This window comes from Paenibacillus sp. 11B (genome assembly GCF_030487755.1).
Taxonomy (GTDB): domain Bacteria; phylum Bacillota; class Bacilli; order Paenibacillales; family Paenibacillaceae; genus Paenibacillus; species Paenibacillus vandeheii.
Window position 1 is genome coordinate 73,618 of the sequence record NZ_JAUKNS010000003.1, and the last position, 16,927, is coordinate 90,544.

The 16,927-nt window shown below is 47.0% G+C and carries 16 protein-coding genes; 4 read left to right on the plus strand and 12 right to left on the minus strand.

The window, feature by feature from the left end; translation table 11 throughout:
* Positions 1-40: 40 nt before the first annotated feature.
* Genes Q0V21_RS15340 through cysT form a run of 4 tightly spaced genes read right to left on the minus strand, consistent with a single transcriptional unit; the run spans position 41 to position 3,833 of the window.
* Positions 41-1,102, minus strand: coding sequence for a sulfate ABC transporter substrate-binding protein (locus Q0V21_RS15340; RefSeq protein WP_301879598.1), 1,062 nt, complete (start codon positions 1,100-1,102; stop codon positions 41-43).
* A gap of 55 nt (positions 1,103-1,157) precedes the next feature.
* Complete coding sequence (locus Q0V21_RS15345; protein ID WP_024629354.1) at positions 1,158-2,222, minus strand: sulfate/molybdate ABC transporter ATP-binding protein; 1,065 nt, start codon at positions 2,220-2,222, stop codon at positions 1,158-1,160.
* A gap of 1 nt (position 2,223) precedes the next feature.
* Entirely contained in the window at positions 2,224-3,021 is a 798-nt protein-coding gene (locus tag Q0V21_RS15350; protein WP_285075120.1) for a sulfate ABC transporter permease subunit, read from the minus strand.
* Entirely contained in the window at positions 3,018-3,833 is an 816-nt protein-coding gene (gene cysT, locus Q0V21_RS15355) for a sulfate ABC transporter permease subunit CysT (protein WP_024629352.1), read from the minus strand. Before cysT ends, Q0V21_RS15350 begins: the two co-directional genes overlap by 4 nt.
* Positions 3,834-4,181: 348 nt before the next feature.
* On the opposite strand from cysT, the gene Q0V21_RS15360 reads away from it, so the two are divergent.
* Entirely contained in the window at positions 4,182-4,583 is a 402-nt protein-coding gene (locus Q0V21_RS15360; RefSeq protein WP_079350796.1) for a secondary thiamine-phosphate synthase enzyme YjbQ, read from the plus strand.
* Positions 4,584-4,772: 189 nt separating this feature from the next.
* Here the strand turns inward: Q0V21_RS15360 and Q0V21_RS15365 are convergent, their stop codons facing one another.
* The 5 genes from Q0V21_RS15365 to tkt all read right to left on the minus strand — a co-directional run bounded on the left by Q0V21_RS15365 (position 4,773) and on the right by tkt (position 10,221).
* Positions 4,773-5,375, minus strand: coding sequence for a TetR/AcrR family transcriptional regulator (locus Q0V21_RS15365; protein ID WP_301879599.1), 603 nt, complete (start codon positions 5,373-5,375; stop codon positions 4,773-4,775).
* A 5-nt stretch (positions 5,376-5,380) separates the two neighbouring features.
* Complete coding sequence (locus Q0V21_RS15370; protein WP_024629349.1) at positions 5,381-6,013, minus strand: YigZ family protein; 633 nt, start codon at positions 6,011-6,013, stop codon at positions 5,381-5,383.
* A 162-nt stretch (positions 6,014-6,175) separates the two neighbouring features.
* Positions 6,176-7,531: a glucose-6-phosphate isomerase gene (locus Q0V21_RS15375; protein ID WP_079350797.1), complete on the minus strand. Its 1,356-nt coding sequence runs from the start codon at positions 7,529-7,531 to the stop codon at positions 6,176-6,178.
* A 186-nt stretch (positions 7,532-7,717) separates the two neighbouring features.
* Positions 7,718-8,035, minus strand: coding sequence for a pyrimidine/purine nucleoside phosphorylase (gene ppnP / locus Q0V21_RS15380; protein WP_024629347.1), 318 nt, complete (start codon positions 8,033-8,035; stop codon positions 7,718-7,720).
* Between the two features lie 143 nt (positions 8,036-8,178).
* Positions 8,179-10,221 (minus strand): transketolase, encoded by a 2,043-nt coding sequence (gene tkt / locus Q0V21_RS15385; protein ID WP_285075123.1) that lies wholly within the window; start codon positions 10,219-10,221, stop codon positions 8,179-8,181.
* A gap of 432 nt (positions 10,222-10,653) precedes the next feature.
* Here tkt and Q0V21_RS15390 point away from each other — a divergent pair, with 432 nt between their 5' ends.
* Positions 10,654-11,142: a hypothetical protein gene (locus tag Q0V21_RS15390; protein ID WP_301879600.1), complete on the plus strand. Its 489-nt coding sequence runs from the start codon at positions 10,654-10,656 to the stop codon at positions 11,140-11,142.
* Between the two features lie 77 nt (positions 11,143-11,219).
* Here Q0V21_RS15390 and purU read toward each other — a convergent pair whose 3' ends face one another.
* The gene (purU, locus tag Q0V21_RS15395) at positions 11,220-12,113 is read right to left on the minus strand and encodes a formyltetrahydrofolate deformylase (RefSeq protein ID WP_024629344.1); all 894 of its coding nucleotides are present in this window, start codon (positions 12,111-12,113) and stop codon (positions 11,220-11,222) included.
* A gap of 22 nt (positions 12,114-12,135) precedes the next feature.
* Positions 12,136-13,263, minus strand: a complete 1,128-nt coding sequence (locus Q0V21_RS15400) for a deoxyribonuclease IV (protein ID WP_301879791.1) — start codon at positions 13,261-13,263, stop codon at positions 12,136-12,138.
* 169 nt (positions 13,264-13,432) lie between these two features.
* Between Q0V21_RS15400 and Q0V21_RS15405 the strand changes: the two genes are divergently transcribed.
* Together Q0V21_RS15405 and Q0V21_RS15410 are read left to right on the plus strand one after the other, a co-directional pair.
* On the plus strand, positions 13,433-13,903 hold the full coding sequence (locus tag Q0V21_RS15405; protein WP_301879601.1) for a DUF2621 domain-containing protein: 471 nt from the start codon (positions 13,433-13,435) through the stop codon (positions 13,901-13,903).
* Between the two features lie 156 nt (positions 13,904-14,059).
* A complete protein-coding gene (locus Q0V21_RS15410; protein ID WP_079350801.1) occupies positions 14,060-14,971 on the plus strand; it encodes a TIGR01777 family oxidoreductase in 912 nt (303 codons plus the stop codon).
* Here the strand turns inward: Q0V21_RS15410 and Q0V21_RS15415 are convergent.
* Complete coding sequence (locus Q0V21_RS15415) at positions 14,960-16,876, minus strand: DUF6382 domain-containing protein (protein ID WP_301879602.1); 1,917 nt, start codon at positions 16,874-16,876, stop codon at positions 14,960-14,962. The genes Q0V21_RS15410 and Q0V21_RS15415 overlap by 12 nt on opposite strands.
* Between the last annotated feature and the right edge of the window lie 51 nt (positions 16,877-16,927).

Sequence of the window (16,927 nt, forward strand, 5' to 3'; positions counted from 1 at the left end):
CTCACTGGATAGAGTGAAATGAAGGTTGGGATCGCAAACACTATAACCCTGCCAACACCTGGTACCATACGCCTCGTTTGGAATACAGTGTGCTGCGTACCTTATCCCATCCGCCGAGGTAGTTTATATCGAACAGACCTTCAGGCGTAGGGAACGAGGACTTCGTTTCTGCAAACACTTCAGGGTCTACCGAACGGAAACCATGCTTGGCAAAAATGCGCTGTGCTTCCGGCGTACGCAGATACGCTATAAAGGCCTCAGCCAATTCACGGTTGCCATGTTTATCCGCATATTTGTCTACGACAACCGCTGGATTTTCAATCAGTATCGTGTTTTTGGGAACCACGATGTCATAATTTACACCCTTCGCTATCCGGGCAAGCAATTCATTCTCATACGTGACGATAACATCCCCCACGCCATACTCAAATGCCGCCATTGAAGAACGACCGCTCTTATCCAATGACTCGACATTCTCATGCACCTTTTCCAAAAAGGCTTTAGCCACGGCAGGATCTTTCTTTCCTTGCTCCTCAGACAGCTTCAATCCTGCACCATAGATGGCATTAATATCCCACTGGGCTCCGCCTGACGTCTTCGGATTCGGATAGAGCACCTTAACACCCGGCTTGGTCAAATCTTCAAAATCGCGAATCCCCAGCGGGTTGCCTGCCCTTGTACCCAGAACGACGATCGAACGGGTGATCATGCCATCATTCGGTGCCTGTTTCCAATTGGAACTGACCAGATCGGCTTTGACCAGCTTGTCGATATCACTTTCCATTGCCAAAAGCGCTACATCAGCTTCGAATCCACCCACAATCGCTCTGGCTTGTGTGCCGGAGGCTTCATAGGATTCCTGGAAGTGCACAGTCTGTCCGGTCTTCGCCTTCCATACCGCTTGGAATTCGGGCAGCAACTCTCCAACGGCATCTTTGGCTACACTGTAAGCACCGATAACCAATGTGTTAGATTGGTCGCCTGTCGAGGTTCCGTTCTGTCCGCTCGCTTCCTCCTGCTTACTACATCCAACGGTCATGCAGACGAGCAGAAGCATGAGGACAACATATATAGGTATGGCTTTCTTCTTCCTCGTCTGCATGGGCAGCACCTCTCTCCAAAATTCTAAAACTTTACTGAATCAAATGATCTTCTGATTAGATAATGACTGGCATTGGATCTTCTTTCAACCGATTCTCAACAACCCAGCTATGGGTATCATTGAACAGATAAGCACGATGCACGAGCACACGAATCTGTTGACCGACTTGCAAGGTTGTTTTCTCCAGAGAACGATACGTAATGAGTTTATGCCCCTCAACTTCCACTTCTACCATCCATTCACTTCCACGGAAATGAAGGTGTTTGACGGTACCCTTTTCAGTAGCGGACAGCATGCTAAACTCGTTTTTCAAACCAATCTCGATATACTCAGGCCGAATCAGTGCACGTGTGCGTTCCCCTTCCACCGCATGTTCAAAGCCCTTGAGCTGTGAAGCATCCTCCACGACGGTAGATTCCCCGATAAATGTAGCAACGAAAGGTGTCTCCGGGTTTTTGTAAATATCCCATGGCGTGCCCTTCTGTTCTAACCGTCCTTGGCTGATAATCATAATTTCGTCGGCAACTTCAATCGCTTCATCCTGGTCATGGGTTACAAAAATCGAAGTGATGCCCACCCGCTCAATCAGCTCTCTCAGCCATGAACGAAGTTCCTGACGGATCTTGGCATCAATGGCGGCAAAAGGTTCATCCAGCAATAGTAGCTGTGGCTCCGGGGCCAATGCTCTGGCAAAAGCAACACGCTGCCGCTGTCCACCAGACAACTGATGCGGATAACGCTGTTCGAAACCTTTCAATCCCGTCAACTCCACAAGCTCCATGACCCGATCACGGATCTGAGCTTTGGGAGTCTTTTTGACCTTGAGTCCAAAGGCGATATTATCAAATACTGTCATATGTTTGAACAAGGCATAGTTCTGAAATACAAATCCGATCCCACGCTCCTGCGGAGGCAGATGGTTTACGACCTTTCCGTGAAAACGAATCTCCCCGGAACCCGGGTTCTCAAGCCCCGCAAGCATACGCAGAATGGACGTTTTCCCACCTCCGCTGGGGCCTAGCAAACCGATTAGATGGCCTTTGGCAATATCGAACGAGACATCTTTTACCGCATGAAAATCACCGAAATGTTTGTTCAGATCACGGACTTCCACATGCATCTCAATGCACTTCCTTTCGCTTCTTGGCCCATTCCATCATAAGCAGGAGACCGACGGAAAAGGTAACCAGTACCAATGCCACACCATTTGCGGCAGCAACGTTAAAATTCTCAACATCCTGATATACCAGCGTTGTTGCCGTTTGTGTTTTGTTCATAATGTTACCCGATACAACCAGCACCGCACCGAATTCTCCAAGCGAGCGGGCAACCGTCAACACAAGACCGTATACTACCGCCCAACGAATGGAAGGCCAGGTAACACTCCAGAACGTTCTCCAGCCGTATGCACCAAGCGTTGATGCAGCCTCTTCCTGCTGAGATCCCAGCTCCTGCAAAACAGGCATCACCTCTCGGACCATCAGTGGAAAAGTGACAAACAACGTTGCTATGACCATGCCCGGGAAGGCATACACCACATTGAATCCTATCCCTTCAAAAAAAGCGCCCATAATGCTGTTGGGTCCCAGCAGCAATACAATCATCAATCCGCCGATGACTGGGGATACGGCATAGGGCAGATCCACGATGCTGTTCAGCAGCCCTTTTACCCGGTCACTCAGCCATCCGGCGCGGACCAGATAGATAGCCATCATTACGCCAAACAATGTATTTAACAGCGTGACGACAAGTACAACAAGTCCTGTCATCATCAGGGCATGCAGCGCCTCAGGACGCAACAGCCCTTCCAGGAAACCTCCTGCCCCGTCTTCAAATGCACCAATAACAATTCGTCCAAGCGGGATGATCAGCAGTACAATGAACACCGCAAACGTCAGTCCGATTAATAGTCGCCTCATCGTCTTCTCCCCCGCATCTGCACCAGATTAATGAGCCAGAGGATCAGGAAAGAGAGTGTTAAGAGCAGTACGGATACCGCAGCGGCACCGGTTGGATTGTCACTTTCGATCTCGCCATATATGAATACGGAAGCCGTCAAAGTTCTTCCCGGGATATTGCCTGCCACCAGCACAACAGCGCCAAATTCGGCCAGTGCTCTGGAGAATGCAAGCATCCCCCCACTAATCATGCCCGGAGCCATGGACGGTAGAATGACCTGCCTGAACGTGCGCGCCTTCGATGCTCCCATCGTGTAGGATGCCTCTTCCTCCGAAGGATCGATCTCTTCAAGTAAAGGCTGCACCGCACGGATGACAAAAGGAAACGTAACAAAGGTCATCGCGATCACAATCGCAGGCTGGTGAAACACAATTTCAAACCCCATAGATTCCGCTAGTTTTCCGATGGCACTGACCGGACCTAGGAGCAGCATAATCATCAGTCCACCAACGGCGGTAGGCAATGCAAAAGGAAGATCTACCAGACTGTTAAGGAATGACCTCCCGAAAAAGCGATAACGTGTTAGCACCCAGGCTATCATGGTTCCCAGAATAACATTAATCACCGTTGCGATAACGGCCAGCCGGATCGTTAAGAGCACGGCTTTCCACGCAATAGGGTCCATGATGCTTTGGATAAAGTTGCTCCATCCTTCTGAGAAGGAATTGACGTACACACCGATGATTGGAAGTACAATGAGTACGATAAAATATAACAATACGGTACTACGGAATCCCCAAGTCCATCCCTTATGACGAAGAACGGTATTCATTGCTGCATTCCCTCCCAGCCTCCGGTTCTATGTCCGGTCGGCAGTCTTCCTGCTTCCATACAACCTTTTTCCTAAGTTGGATTTTATTACTTCAACATTATTCCCATTAGTCTACTTGGTTTTTTTGCTTATCTGATACTTTACCAGTTTGCAGTGCTAATCGTCAATGCTTTTATGGAATAAAATTGGGGCAGCCATGTGATGGAATTAATAAAAAATTTCCTGCCCGCTACGCAGCCAGAACAACCTTCCAATCGCTGTTATCCGCAAGCTTCCTGGTTTGTTTGTTATGTAATGGTTAAGGTACAATCTAGAGGACTAATTTGAAGCAAAAGGAGTGGGAGCAATATGTTATATACGAAGAATTTATCGACATCCAGACGGGATGAGATGAAAGATATTACGCGGGAAGTGGAGCAGGTTGTCCGTGAAAGTGGTGTGCAAAATGGAACGGTATTGATTTACTGTCCACATACGACAGCAGGCATTGCAATTAACGAGAATGCTGACCCGGATGTCAAACATGACGTACTGCTTCGTCTGAACGAAGTGTACCCTTGGGAGCATCCCGAATATCGCCATGCTGAGGGGAATACGGCATCTCACTTGAAATCGATCACAACCGGACCATCACAAACGGTGATCATACATGAGGGCAGATTAGTGCTCGGCAGATGGCAGGGCATCTATTTTTGCGAATTTGACGGTCCCCGTCAACGGAAATATTTCCTTAAAATCATGGAAGGATAGTTCATTTACACCCATGTCCAACTATTCTTCATCAAAATAATAAAACAAACAGGCGGTCCATCCTATTTCCGGGATGTAATCCGCCTGTCTTGGTCTTCTTCGCTTAAAAACTTTCGCGAGACAACGTTATAAAGAATTAATGTTATGACAATTCACCGCCCTGAAGTATAGGAGTGCGACAAAAGCGCCTTATTGGACGCCAGGCTGGTGTTGGAGATTTCGACAGAGTACTTTGACATGAGATAACGCAGCCGATTCAATCTCTGAAAAGGTCAAACGATCCTGAATATAGTATGATATGAATCCGTGCATAGACAAAAACAGCGTACGTGGTACACATTGAATATCCTCTTCTGTGCAACCCTCTTCATTCATGTATTGCCGAATAATAGAGGCAAACAATTCGAAGCATCTTCCTTGCTCCGTACGACAATACGATAGCAATTCCTCATCCCGAATCATGAACATGATCTCGTACTGATACGGATTCTCCAAACCAAAACGAATAAACTCCATCATAATATGTTCCACCTTGCTCACGCCGACCACGACTGGCCTGACCATGGCTTGCAGCAGCAGATGCCCCAGATGATTGAAATCTTCAACCACAATGGCATAAAACAGCTCCGCCTTTTCTTTAAAATGATAATACAGCGACCCATGACTATAGCCCAGATGCTGGCCGATGCTTCGCATCGAAATGGCGCGGTATCCTTTGGTAATAAAAAGATGCCTCGCCGCCTCCAGTATCCGCTCCCTCGACAACTCCTGTTCGACTGCTCTTCTAGCCATATATTTTATTCCCCTTCAATAAAATAAAGCCGCTGTCCCTCCGTGATCCGGGATTGCCCTTGCGTCAAATCTGTGATCCAGGCTACAAATGCCTCGGCTTCACTATCCGGCGGAAGACAAGTCAACGTAACCTTATCGGTGAATCCAGTTTCACCTGTACGGACTTCCCGGCTCCTTAATTCATTTTCCACTTTGCCCAGCCATGTGTAATCCAGTTCAACAAAAACTTCACGATGAAGCACTTTGGTAACCGCTTCCCCCGCTTCAATGGCTGCAACTGCTCCATCCGTATAAGCGCGAATTAGCCCACCTGCTCCAAGCATGATTCCCCCAAAGTAACGTGTAACTACGATAGCCACATTTTTCAATTGCTGATTTTTGATCACTTCAAGAATGGGTTTCCCCGCGGTTCCGCTTGGTTCCCCATCATCGGATTGCTTCTGGATCTCATCCCGCTCACCAATCATGTAAGCCGAGCAGTTATGAGTGGCATTCCAATGTTTTTTCTTGATTTCATCAATAAACGCATTGGCTTCTTCTTCCGTCGTGACCGGCATAATATGACCGATAAATCGCGACTTCTTGATTACAATTTCCAGATTGCCCGGTCCTCGAACCGTGCGATAACGTTCAATCATTCCTATCCAACTTTCCAATTTGATCCATTTTACAAGAAAGCAGTTCCCCGCGCGGACGCGGACGAACTGCCTTGGTTTAACATCCGGGGAACCATTGCTTTGACAAAGACTCCCCGAATGTAATTACATTACCTTATTTAGCTATATGAGCAGACCGATGAATTATTCGGAAAGTCTCGCTTCCAGCGCTGCTTTCTCTTCTTCAAAGCCTGGTTTGCCCAGCAAAGCGAACATATTTTTCTTGTAAGCTTCCACGCCTGGTTGGTCAAATGGATTGACTCCGAGCAGGTAACCACTAATGCCGCATGCTTTTTCAAAGAAGTATACCAGATATCCGAAAGAATATGGAGACATATCTGGAATGTTCACAATCAGATTTGGTACTTGACCATCGGTGTGTGCAAGCAGTGTTCCTTGGAATGCTTTTTTGTTAACAAAGTCCATCGTTTTACCTTCAAGGAAATTCAGACCATCCAGATCATCCGGATCCGCTTCGATCGAGATATGCTCCGATACTTCAGCAACCTGAATGACGGTTTCGAAGATGTTCCGGCTACCCTCTTGAATGAATTGACCCATGGAGTGCAAGTCAGTCGAGAAATCAACGGATGCAGGATAGATCCCTTTATAGTCCTTACCTTCACTCTCTCCAAACAGCTGTTTCCACCATTCGGATACAAAGTGCAGGGATGGCTCGTAGTTCACGAGGATTTCTGTTCCTTTACCTTTGCGGTACAACGCGTTACGAACAGCTGCATATTGATATGCTTCGTTCTCAGCTACGTTCGGGTTGCTGTACTCTTTGGAAGCATCAGCCGCGCCCTGCATCATTTCCTCAATGCTAATGCCAGCTGCTGCGATTGGAAGCAAACCTACAGCCGTCAGAACGGAGTAACGTCCACCTACATCATCCGGGATAATGAAGGATTCATAGCCTTCTTCATTCGCCAGTTTTTTCAGTGCGCCGCGCTCTTTATCTGTTGTTGCATAGATACGTTTGCGAGCTTCTTCTTTACCGTATTTTTTCTCCAATGCTGCACGGAAAATACGGAATGCGATTGCTGGCTCCGTTGTAGTACCGGATTTGGAGATGACGTTAACGGAGAAATCTTTGCCTTCAACCAGATCCAGCAAATGAGTTACATATGTGGAGCTGATATTGTTTCCTGCGAAATAGATTTCAGGCGTTTTGCGTTTTTCTTTAGGCAGGTTGTTGTAGAAAGAGTGTGTCAACATTTCAATCGCTGCACGAGCACCCAGGTATGATCCACCAATACCGATAACAATCAGTACTTCGGAATCGCTTTGGATTTTGGCAGCCGCTTTTTGAATACGGGAGAACTCTTCTTTGTCATAAGCGGTAGGCAGGTCGATCCAGCCCAGATAATCCGATCCTGTACCTGTTCCGTTGTGGAGCTGCTCGTGAGCCAAACGAATCGGTTCAGCGAAATAGTCCACTTCATGCTGATTGACGAATTGCAGAGCTGTGCTGTAGTCAAACTTCACTTTTTTTGCCATGATCTATAAAACCTCCTGATATCGGTAGCGTATTTTTTTCCGTTTTCCATTCGAAACAACTTAGCCTAAGGATACTTCAAATCCACAGGACTGACAAGCTTGCAGCCCGAACTTTGTCGTAAGAGTTTAAGAAGCAAAAAGGGTTAACCGAATCCGCGAGTCGCGGTTCTGGTTACCCTTCTTGTATTATTCCGCCGGGTACGAGCAGCAGTAGTCGGTAACGCTGCGTATCTCCAGTTTAAATTTGGATTCGGCAGGCACGTGAAACGTAGCTTGACCTTGAATCTCTTGCCAATCTGCTTCTCCGGGAAGCAATACTCTCAGATCGCCGGACAGAATCTCCATAATCTCACGGGAATCTGTGCCGAACTCATAATTGCCTGGAAGCATAATGCCCAGAGTCACCTTGCTGCCATCCCCCAAAATAACTGTTCTGCTCGTTACCTGGCCTTCATAATAAATGTTGGCCTCTTTGACTACACTGACTTGATCAAACTGTGACATGCGTACCCGCTCCCCCTGAAGTTAATGAAAACAAAAGGCAAAACAGATCAGGGCGGTTACCCGCCCATTCTCTGCCGGAAATCACTTGCTACTCGGCAGGACAGAAATTAAACTGTCCCTCCTGGCAGCATTTTTCAAAGCTATTACAGCAATGCTTTCACGCGACTAACCACGTTCTCCACAGTGAAACCATACTCTTGGATAACACGGTCGCCAGGCGCGGATGCACCAAATGTGCTGATTCCGAGAATGTCGCCTTGGTCGCCGACATATTTTTCCCAGCCCATTGGATGAGCCATTTCAATCGCCAGACGAGCTTTAACATCCGGAAGCAGGACGGATTCTTTGTATGCTTTGTCCTGTTTCTCGAACAGATCCCAGCTCGGCATGCTGATTACGCGAACTTGGATACCTTGTTCAGCAAGTGCTGCTTGGGCTTTGACAGCCAGTTGCACTTCGGAACCTGTTGCGATGATTTGGGCCACAGCTTTGCCTTCTTTTGCATCAGAGACAACATACGCACCACGTTTCACGTTCTCACGGGAACCTTCAACGGTACCTTCCAGAATCGGCAGGTTTTGACGAGTGAGTACGAGTGCAACCGGATTGCTCTTGTTCTCAAGCGCATAAGCCCATGCTGCAGAAGTTTCATTACCGTCAGCCGGACGAATAACCGTCAGGTTAGGAATGATACGCAGGGATGCCAATTGCTCGATTGGTTCGTGAGTAGGACCGTCTTCACCAACAGCGATACTGTCGTGAGTCAGAACATACGTCACAGGCAGACCCATCAGAGCAGCCAGACGAACAGCTGGACGCAGATAGTCTGTAAATACGAAGAATGTACCTCCGAATACTTTCACACCACTGTGCAGTGCCATACCGTTCATTGCTCCAGCCATACCGAATTCACGGATACCGAAGTAAATGTTGCGACCGGAATAATCTTCTGGTGAGAAGTTCTCCAGATTGTTCAAGTGAGTCATTGTGGAGCTTTCCAGGTCAGCAGATCCGCCTGTCAGTTGTGGCACGTTATGAGCCAAACCGTTCAGCGCATTACCGGATGCTACACGTGTGGATACCGCTTTGTCTGTTGCTGCATATTTAGGCAGATCGCGATCCCAACCTTCTGGAAGGTCGCCATTGATTGCTGTTTCGAATTGAGCTGCCAGCTCAGGGAATGCTTTTTTGTACTCGGCCAATTTCTCGTCCCATGCTTTGTTTGCAGAGATACCACGATCTTTCACTTGTGCAAAGTGTTCGCGAACTTCAGTTGGTACGTGGAAATCTTCCTCGTAAACCCATTTGTAAAATTCTTTAGTCAATTTGGCTTCGTCTGAACCCAGTGGAGATCCGTGAGTACCGCCGTGGCCGCCTTTACCTTGTTTGTTCGGGCTACCATAACCAATAACAGTTTTAACTTCGATCAGTGTAGGACGCAGTGTATCTGCTTGACCTTCTTGGATCGCTTTTTCGATTGCAGGCAGATCGTTACCATCTTCAACGCGCAGCACTTGCCAGCCATAAGCTTCAAAACGCTTCGCAATGCTTTCAGAAGAAGACAGGTTCAATTTACCATCCAATGTGATGTCATTGGAGTCGAACAACATGATCAATTTGCCCAGGTGCAAACGTCCAGCCAGGGAAGCTGATTCATGGGATACGCCTTCCATCAAGTCACCGTCACCACAGATTGCATACGTGTAGTGGTCGATTACGTTGAATTTGTCTTTGTTGTATGTTGCGCCCAGTTGAGCTTCAGCCATAGCCATACCTACAGCCATTGCAATACCTTGACCCAGTGGTCCAGTTGTTGCATCAACACCTGCAGTATGCCCGAATTCCGGGTGACCCGGCGTTTTGCTTCCCCATTGACGGAACTGTTTCAGTTGATCCATAGGCAGGTCATACCCGCTCAGGTGAAGCAAGCTGTACAGCAACATGGAGCCATGTCCTGCGGACAGGACAAAACGGTCCCGGTTAACCCAAGTTGGGTGGTCCGGGTTATGTGTCATCGTTTTTGCAAAAAGTTGGTACCCCATTGGAGCGGAGCCCATAGGCATTCCCGGGTGTCCGGAATTTGCCTTCTCGATTGCATCAATCGCCAGTGTACGTACGGTAGTGATTGACAGATTGTCGATGGTGTTGTTTTCTTCCTTTTGAATCGCTTCGTTCTTGTCAGTCATGGTTTGTCCTCCTCATGTCTTTAGATAAGTCGGGTTGCGCAAGCGAATCCCTCTCATCATACAAGCAAACCGAATTTCACAATAAGTGAATCCGCTTGAGTGTTTCATTTTGACTTATTCACTTTTGTATTGTATCACTTGGCGTGAATGTTTTCCATAACCTTCTTTTAGAAGATCGGGAAAATTCGGTTGTTTGTGACGAGGGATTTGTTTCCAGTTGCGCAAAAAGAGTGTCATACTGAGCATTTCAGTATATCTTCTAGCTCAGCCAGCATCGCAAATCCATCGGATGAAGTATAACCTTTAAGCGGAAAACCATACTCTTTTTAGATATTGAAGTTGATTTTGCATATAATGATCCTTGATCATGATTGGAAAATCGGACTTTTGTGCACATCAGGCTATACTTCATATCAAAAGGAGGATTCGCTTATGCTGAATCATTCTGCTAAGTCAACAAAGTCGTCAAAGCACATATTACCCTGGAAAGCCGGGGTTTTAACAGGGATTACATCAGGTTTTGTACTTGGATTCTTTTTAAAGGCCATGCAGACTTACACCGGTGTAAAAGTCTATACCCTGCTGCTGAACATCGATTTTGTTCCCTGGCTCCCGCCAACATTACCTGAATACATCGAATTTGTGCTTCATATTATCGTTTCCATAATCCTCGGCATCTTGTACATATGGTGGATTCAGCGTTCGGGTCATCCAATATCCAAAGGCGTCCTGATTGGCGCACTCTCTTCCCTGCTGTATATTCCGCTCTCCCAGCTGTCGAGTCGTGTGCCTGATCTGTATGATGTAAAAGCGATCCTTTACTGGCTGGCAGGGCATCTGTTATTTGGTGTGGTCGTTGGTTTGTGCGGTTATATATGGCGACACAACCAAAAAGGCAATCCCCCGTTCAGACACGAATAGGGAATCGCCTTTTCTTTTTTTAGGAATAGAAGTATATATCTTTCCGAATCAACCTTGCGCAGTATTAAAGCATTAGCTTAAAATACAACGGTTTTATTTTCATGAACCAGTACACGGTCTTCAACATGCCATTTGACGGCACGGGCAAGAACAACACGCTCAATGGTACGTCCAATGCGCTTCAACTCGGTTACATCATCCCCGTGGCTTACACGCTGTACGTCCTGCTCAATAATCGGTCCGCCATCCAGCTCTTCCGTAACATAGTGAGCCGTCGCACCGATAATTTTGACACCGCGGTTGTACGCTTGGGCATACGGTTTACCGCCGACAAAGGCAGGCAAAAACGAGTGATGAATATTAATGATGCGGTTACGGTAATGCTCAATGAACATTGGGGAAATGATCTGCATGTAACGCGCAAGAATGATTACATCGATATCATTACCAATGACGTCAAGTTGGCGCTGTTCCGCTTCCTTCTTCGTATCCGCTGTAACCGGAATATGATGATAAGGAATGCCAAATGATTCTACATAGTCCTTCATATCCAGATGATTGCTCACGACGAGTGCGATGTCTGCATCCAGATCGCCAGCCTGCCATTGCCACAACAGCTCAACCAGACAGTGATCCTCCTTGGATACAAAAATGGCCAGTTTCTTCTTGCGGCTAACCGCGGAAAGACTCCAATCCATTTTGAAACGGCTTGCCACTTCTTCAAAATCTGCTTGCAGCTTGGGCAGGTTCGCCGACAATTGTGGAAGATCGAACTCGATCCGCATAAAAAACATGCCGCCAGCCGGGTCCATGGTGTACTGGTCCGACTGGACAATGTTTGCACCATGCTGGTGCAGGAAATGGGAAACTGCAGCAACAATTCCGGGTCCATCCGGACAGGAAATGAGCATCCGCGCCCGATCGGCGCGGTTTTTAACATCAGGACGTACTTGTTTAGCGTGAATCTCCATCGGGTTATTCTTCCTCCTTCAACTATGCCAGGACCAGCAGTTCTTTTCCTGCAAGCCAGGCAATCAAGCGATGATTCAGTTGTTCTTCATTCAAATGCGGGAACAATTCGGCTTCAGCCACGAGGTCATACAGACGTTCCAACGGTTCACGCGGGTCGGATTTTTTGGCTTTGGCATCATTTTTGAGCAGCGTCCAAACATCCAGAACGTACGAACGGGACTCAATCTCTTTTCCTTTGAAGAAATGATGCAGTTGTTCCACTTCTGTCAGGAACTCGGGGCCAAATCGACCAGCAACATCCCCGCGAAGCAACGCGATTTCCGCTTCATACATTGGACGCTGCGTTTTGGCATCTTTACCAATCCAAGGCGTTTCCAAAATAAACGGACGGCCCTTCAGAGCTTCATGATGCACGATGCGGTTAATTGCCTCAAAACCAATCCAGCCGGAGCCAATCGGTGTATGACGGTCCTTGTGCGCACCCACAGGGTTCTTACTATCATTAATATGCATTACGGCAATGCGGTCAAGCCCTACCGTACGATCAAATTGTTCAAGAACACCGTCCAGGTCATTCACGATATCATAACCCGCATCGTGAATGTGACATGTATCCATACATACAGTAAGGCGTTCATTGTGTGTAACCTTCTCGATGATCTGAGCAATTTCTTCGAAGCTGCGGCCCATTTCAGTTCCTTTGCCGGCCATTGTTTCCAGAGCGATATTCACATCCGTCTCTTTTACACCGTCCAGCACTTCATTCAAGCCTTCAGCAATACGTCCGATGCCGTAGTGTGCATCCTTGTCCGTAAATGCGCCAGGATGCAGCACGATATTTTTGACACCAATCGCATGTGTACGACGGATCTCTTCCTGAAGGAAACTTACGGCCAGCTCATACGTGTTTTCTTTGTATGATCCTAGGTTAATAATGTATGGCGCATGGACAACGATATCTTCCATTCCGCCCTCTTGCATCGCAAGCTTGCCTTCCTCAATAAACATGGACTCAATAGGCTTCCGGCGGGTATTTTGCGGTGCACCCGTATATATCATAAACGAACTGGAACCGTACGAGGACGCTTCCTTCGTTGCACTCAATAATCCCTTGTCCGAAAAGGACACATGGGAGCCGATTTTAAGCATCATTAATCCCCCTTTTTCTGAATTATCCCTTATTCTAACGCGATTATCGAAATAAATCTAGAAATGCGCTATAATTCGGGATATAGGCTATTTTTTACAGCTGTAATTGGAACATGGGTGGGCGGAATCCGTCTTTCCGTGAAAATCAATAATCCGAGGTGACTCCGCAATGATTTTCGGCTCCTACGCTTTGACGTTGACCAGCAGTTCCCCCAGCAATTGGTTTATGAACACAATCGCATTCTGGACCGTTCTTTTGCTTGGAAGTATGTGTGTTGGCGGATTTTTTATGATGCGCAAGTTTTTGAAAGTGCTTCCGAAGGCAGACGGGAAGTCCAAACTCGATTGGCAGAACCACTGGGTTGAAACCAGCCGTCATTTATGGACAGATGAAGCAAAAGCTTTTCTCGACCAGCTTGTAGAGCCTGTTCCCGGCCCATTTCGAGATATCGCCAAACATTCCATCGCAGCAGAAATCGGTAAAATTGCGTACGAAAATAATGCACCTGAAGTATCCAGAGATCATTGCATTAAAGGATACATTATAGCCACACCGAAGCGGGATAATAAGTTTCTGGTGAAATTTCTGGAGAAAAACCACATTGACTATTCGCCTTATAAACATCTAATGAATAAATAGAAAATGGAATTCAGCCGAACATGTATTTCGCTTACATATGTGCAAACATGCTCCGTCAGGTAAGTCATCCTCAGCAAGGCAGTGCTTACCATCGGGGCTGTTTGTCGATCCAGTAATACATGTCAGTACAGTCAAAATAACAAGGAGGTCGCCAAGATGAAGATTGCGATTTGTGGAGGTACCGGTTTTGTCGGAGGAGCGCTCGTTGATTACTGGCTTCAGGCAGGCCATCATGTGAAAGTTATTACACGCAAACTGCCGAATTTACATAATCCCAGCCAAAATCTTACCTATATCTCTTGGGAACAGGTGGAGGAGCAGCCTCATTTGCTCGAAGGAATGGATGCCTTGGTGAATCTTGCCGGGGAAACGTTGAATCAACGTTGGACAACCAAGGCGAAACTGGAGATCGTTGAATCCAGAGTGACTACTGTAGCTCGCGTAGCCAAATTGGTAGATTCACTGGAGCACAAACCGGAGGTGGTCGTACAGGCATCTGCCATGGCAATCTATGGCACCTCTCCCACAGAAACATTTGATGAGAACAGCCCACATAAATCGATGAATTTCCCATCCCGTGTCTCTGAACAATGGGAAGTTGCTGCTGATGCCATCAAACATGTGAGACTTGTAAAAATCCGCGTTAGCCTCGTACTTGGTCATAAAAAAGGGGCTTTTCCATTAATGAAACTGCCTTATATGCTTGGTGTTGGGGGCAGGGTGGGAAGTGGCAAACAGTGGACCAGTTGGATTCACATTATGGATATTGTGCGTTTGATTGATTTCACAATCCAAAATAAAGAAATCTCCGGTCCGGTGAACGCCTCTTCGCCCAACCCGGTAACCAACGATGAATTCGGACGCACGGTAGGTAAGGTGTATCATCGTCCACACTGGTTCCCCGTACCCGGAATTCTGATCAAAACACTGGTTGGAGAACTCTCTGTCGTGCTGCTTCAGGGACAGCGGGTTATCCCGCAAAAAGCGTTGGATCACGGATTCCAGTTTACCTTCCCTACATTGACCGAAGCACTGGAAGATCTGAAACACCGGGGTCTATCCGACTGATCGATACGTGTAAACAGACTCAGCCAACGTAAAGGTATCTCCATCTTCCAGTGGATATTCCTTGTACGGAGCAAGGACATTGCCCTTGAGAATGGTTCCATTCACAGAACCCAAATCCTTAATGACATAGCCCGATTTGTTCCGGCTCAATTCCACATGAGCACGGGACACACCGGTTGCTGAATCTACCCACTGGACCATGTCCGCCGATCGGCCAATAACAAACGATGCTCCACAGACATCCATCCGTTCATTTTTGTCCCCTGTTGCTGACCTGCGTTCAAGATAAAAAGAAGGTGCAACTGGACCTGCTCCTGTAATGCTTCCGCCAGCAACACTTTGCAAGTTTACAGTTGCATCAGCCGCCGCATGATGATGGAAGAGCTCCGATGTTGCAGCAGTGGCTTCGATAGCATGCTGAACGAAAGGTTCATCAGAAGCCTCGGATGGTATATGCAGATTTTGAAAGCGAGAATTCCCTGCTACAGGTGACCTGGATTCAAAAGAATGCCCCCGCTCTGATTGAGCACTTTGACTCTGCATATCACCAGACCTCTGTTTACTCGTGTAACCTTGTGCATATGCATTACCTTCTGGTGACATTTCAGATGCGTTCCAACGCCAGCTCTCCTGAAACATCTCTTCTTCGCTTTCCTTTTGTTTATCTTTGCCTCTGCCCAAGCCGAATAAAGCAGATCGCCTATTCGATGAGCCCTCCTGCAATTCGCCATCTGCATATTCTTCATTCGGAATCTTTTTGCGTAGCAGATTGGATTTCGAATTTTCGAATTCCCCTTTAGTCACCCACGCCCAACCCGCGATACCAAGCAACCCAGCACTTAATGCTGCGGATAGAATCATTTGTGTCTGACCCGGTTGTTCCATATAGATGAATCTCCATACCAGCGCCATGGCAATCATACAGCCCAGAAGGATATAAGTCGTTTTGGAGGATGCTTGCTTTTCGTCCTTTTCCATGTCATCGTCCTGTAATGAATCAAATGTTTGGCGCTGTGACGGATTCGTAACACCTTTTGATTGCAATGAAGACTCTATCGGTGAACGTCTGCCGGAAAATCCTGAAAAGTGTTTGTTAGGCGGTTTGTCATCCTCTATAGTAGTTACTCGTGGTTGCTGGAATGATTTCAATTGCTGCTCAGCTTCACTATTTCCATCCGATTGACGATACTGATGATCTTGCCCACTTCTCTTTGAAAACGGCTCATTTCCCCGCTCTGGAATTGCAGAGATTGGCATTCCTAACTCACTGTCAGTTGACCCGGATGACCCACGCGAAGACATAAACGATGCCTGGCCTGAACCACTCTGCTCATCTGCATATAATTCAAGCAAAAGTTCACGCAGCTGTCTGATATCCCATTGTTCACTGTCACATAGCTGGAGGACACGCTGAATCCCTTCGCCTTGGAGTTCCTGAACATGGGCCATTAGCCGGATAACCAGTTCGCGGAATTGCTGAGGGGTCGGATCAACCTCAACCGCATCGACAATCGGGATGTATACCAATCCAAGTTCTCCTATTTCCAGTGAACCATTAATAAATATGTACTCTTCCTGAATCTGTAATTTACGTGAATCCAACATATATTGTCTACATTCCGTAAATGTGTCTGCCAACTGAAACAATAGACCATATAATACGCGCAATTTGATTTTTCCTGCCTTTAACATCTGAGGTAACATCTTATACCCTGAAATGTCATACTGTAACGTTACATTTCGATCCACCTCGCGGATATGAACGGGAAGAAGCCTTGGAATTTGATTGGAAGACAGCATACCCATCTGCACACGGCTCAGTTCGTCCATACGCAGCCCTTCCGCTTTCTCCAAAACCATAAACGATCCGCCGTTTCGAATGAAATCTCTCGTTAATCCATACATGTCAATCCTCTCTTTCCGTTAACAAGCTATAATCCACAATTCCTACATCTT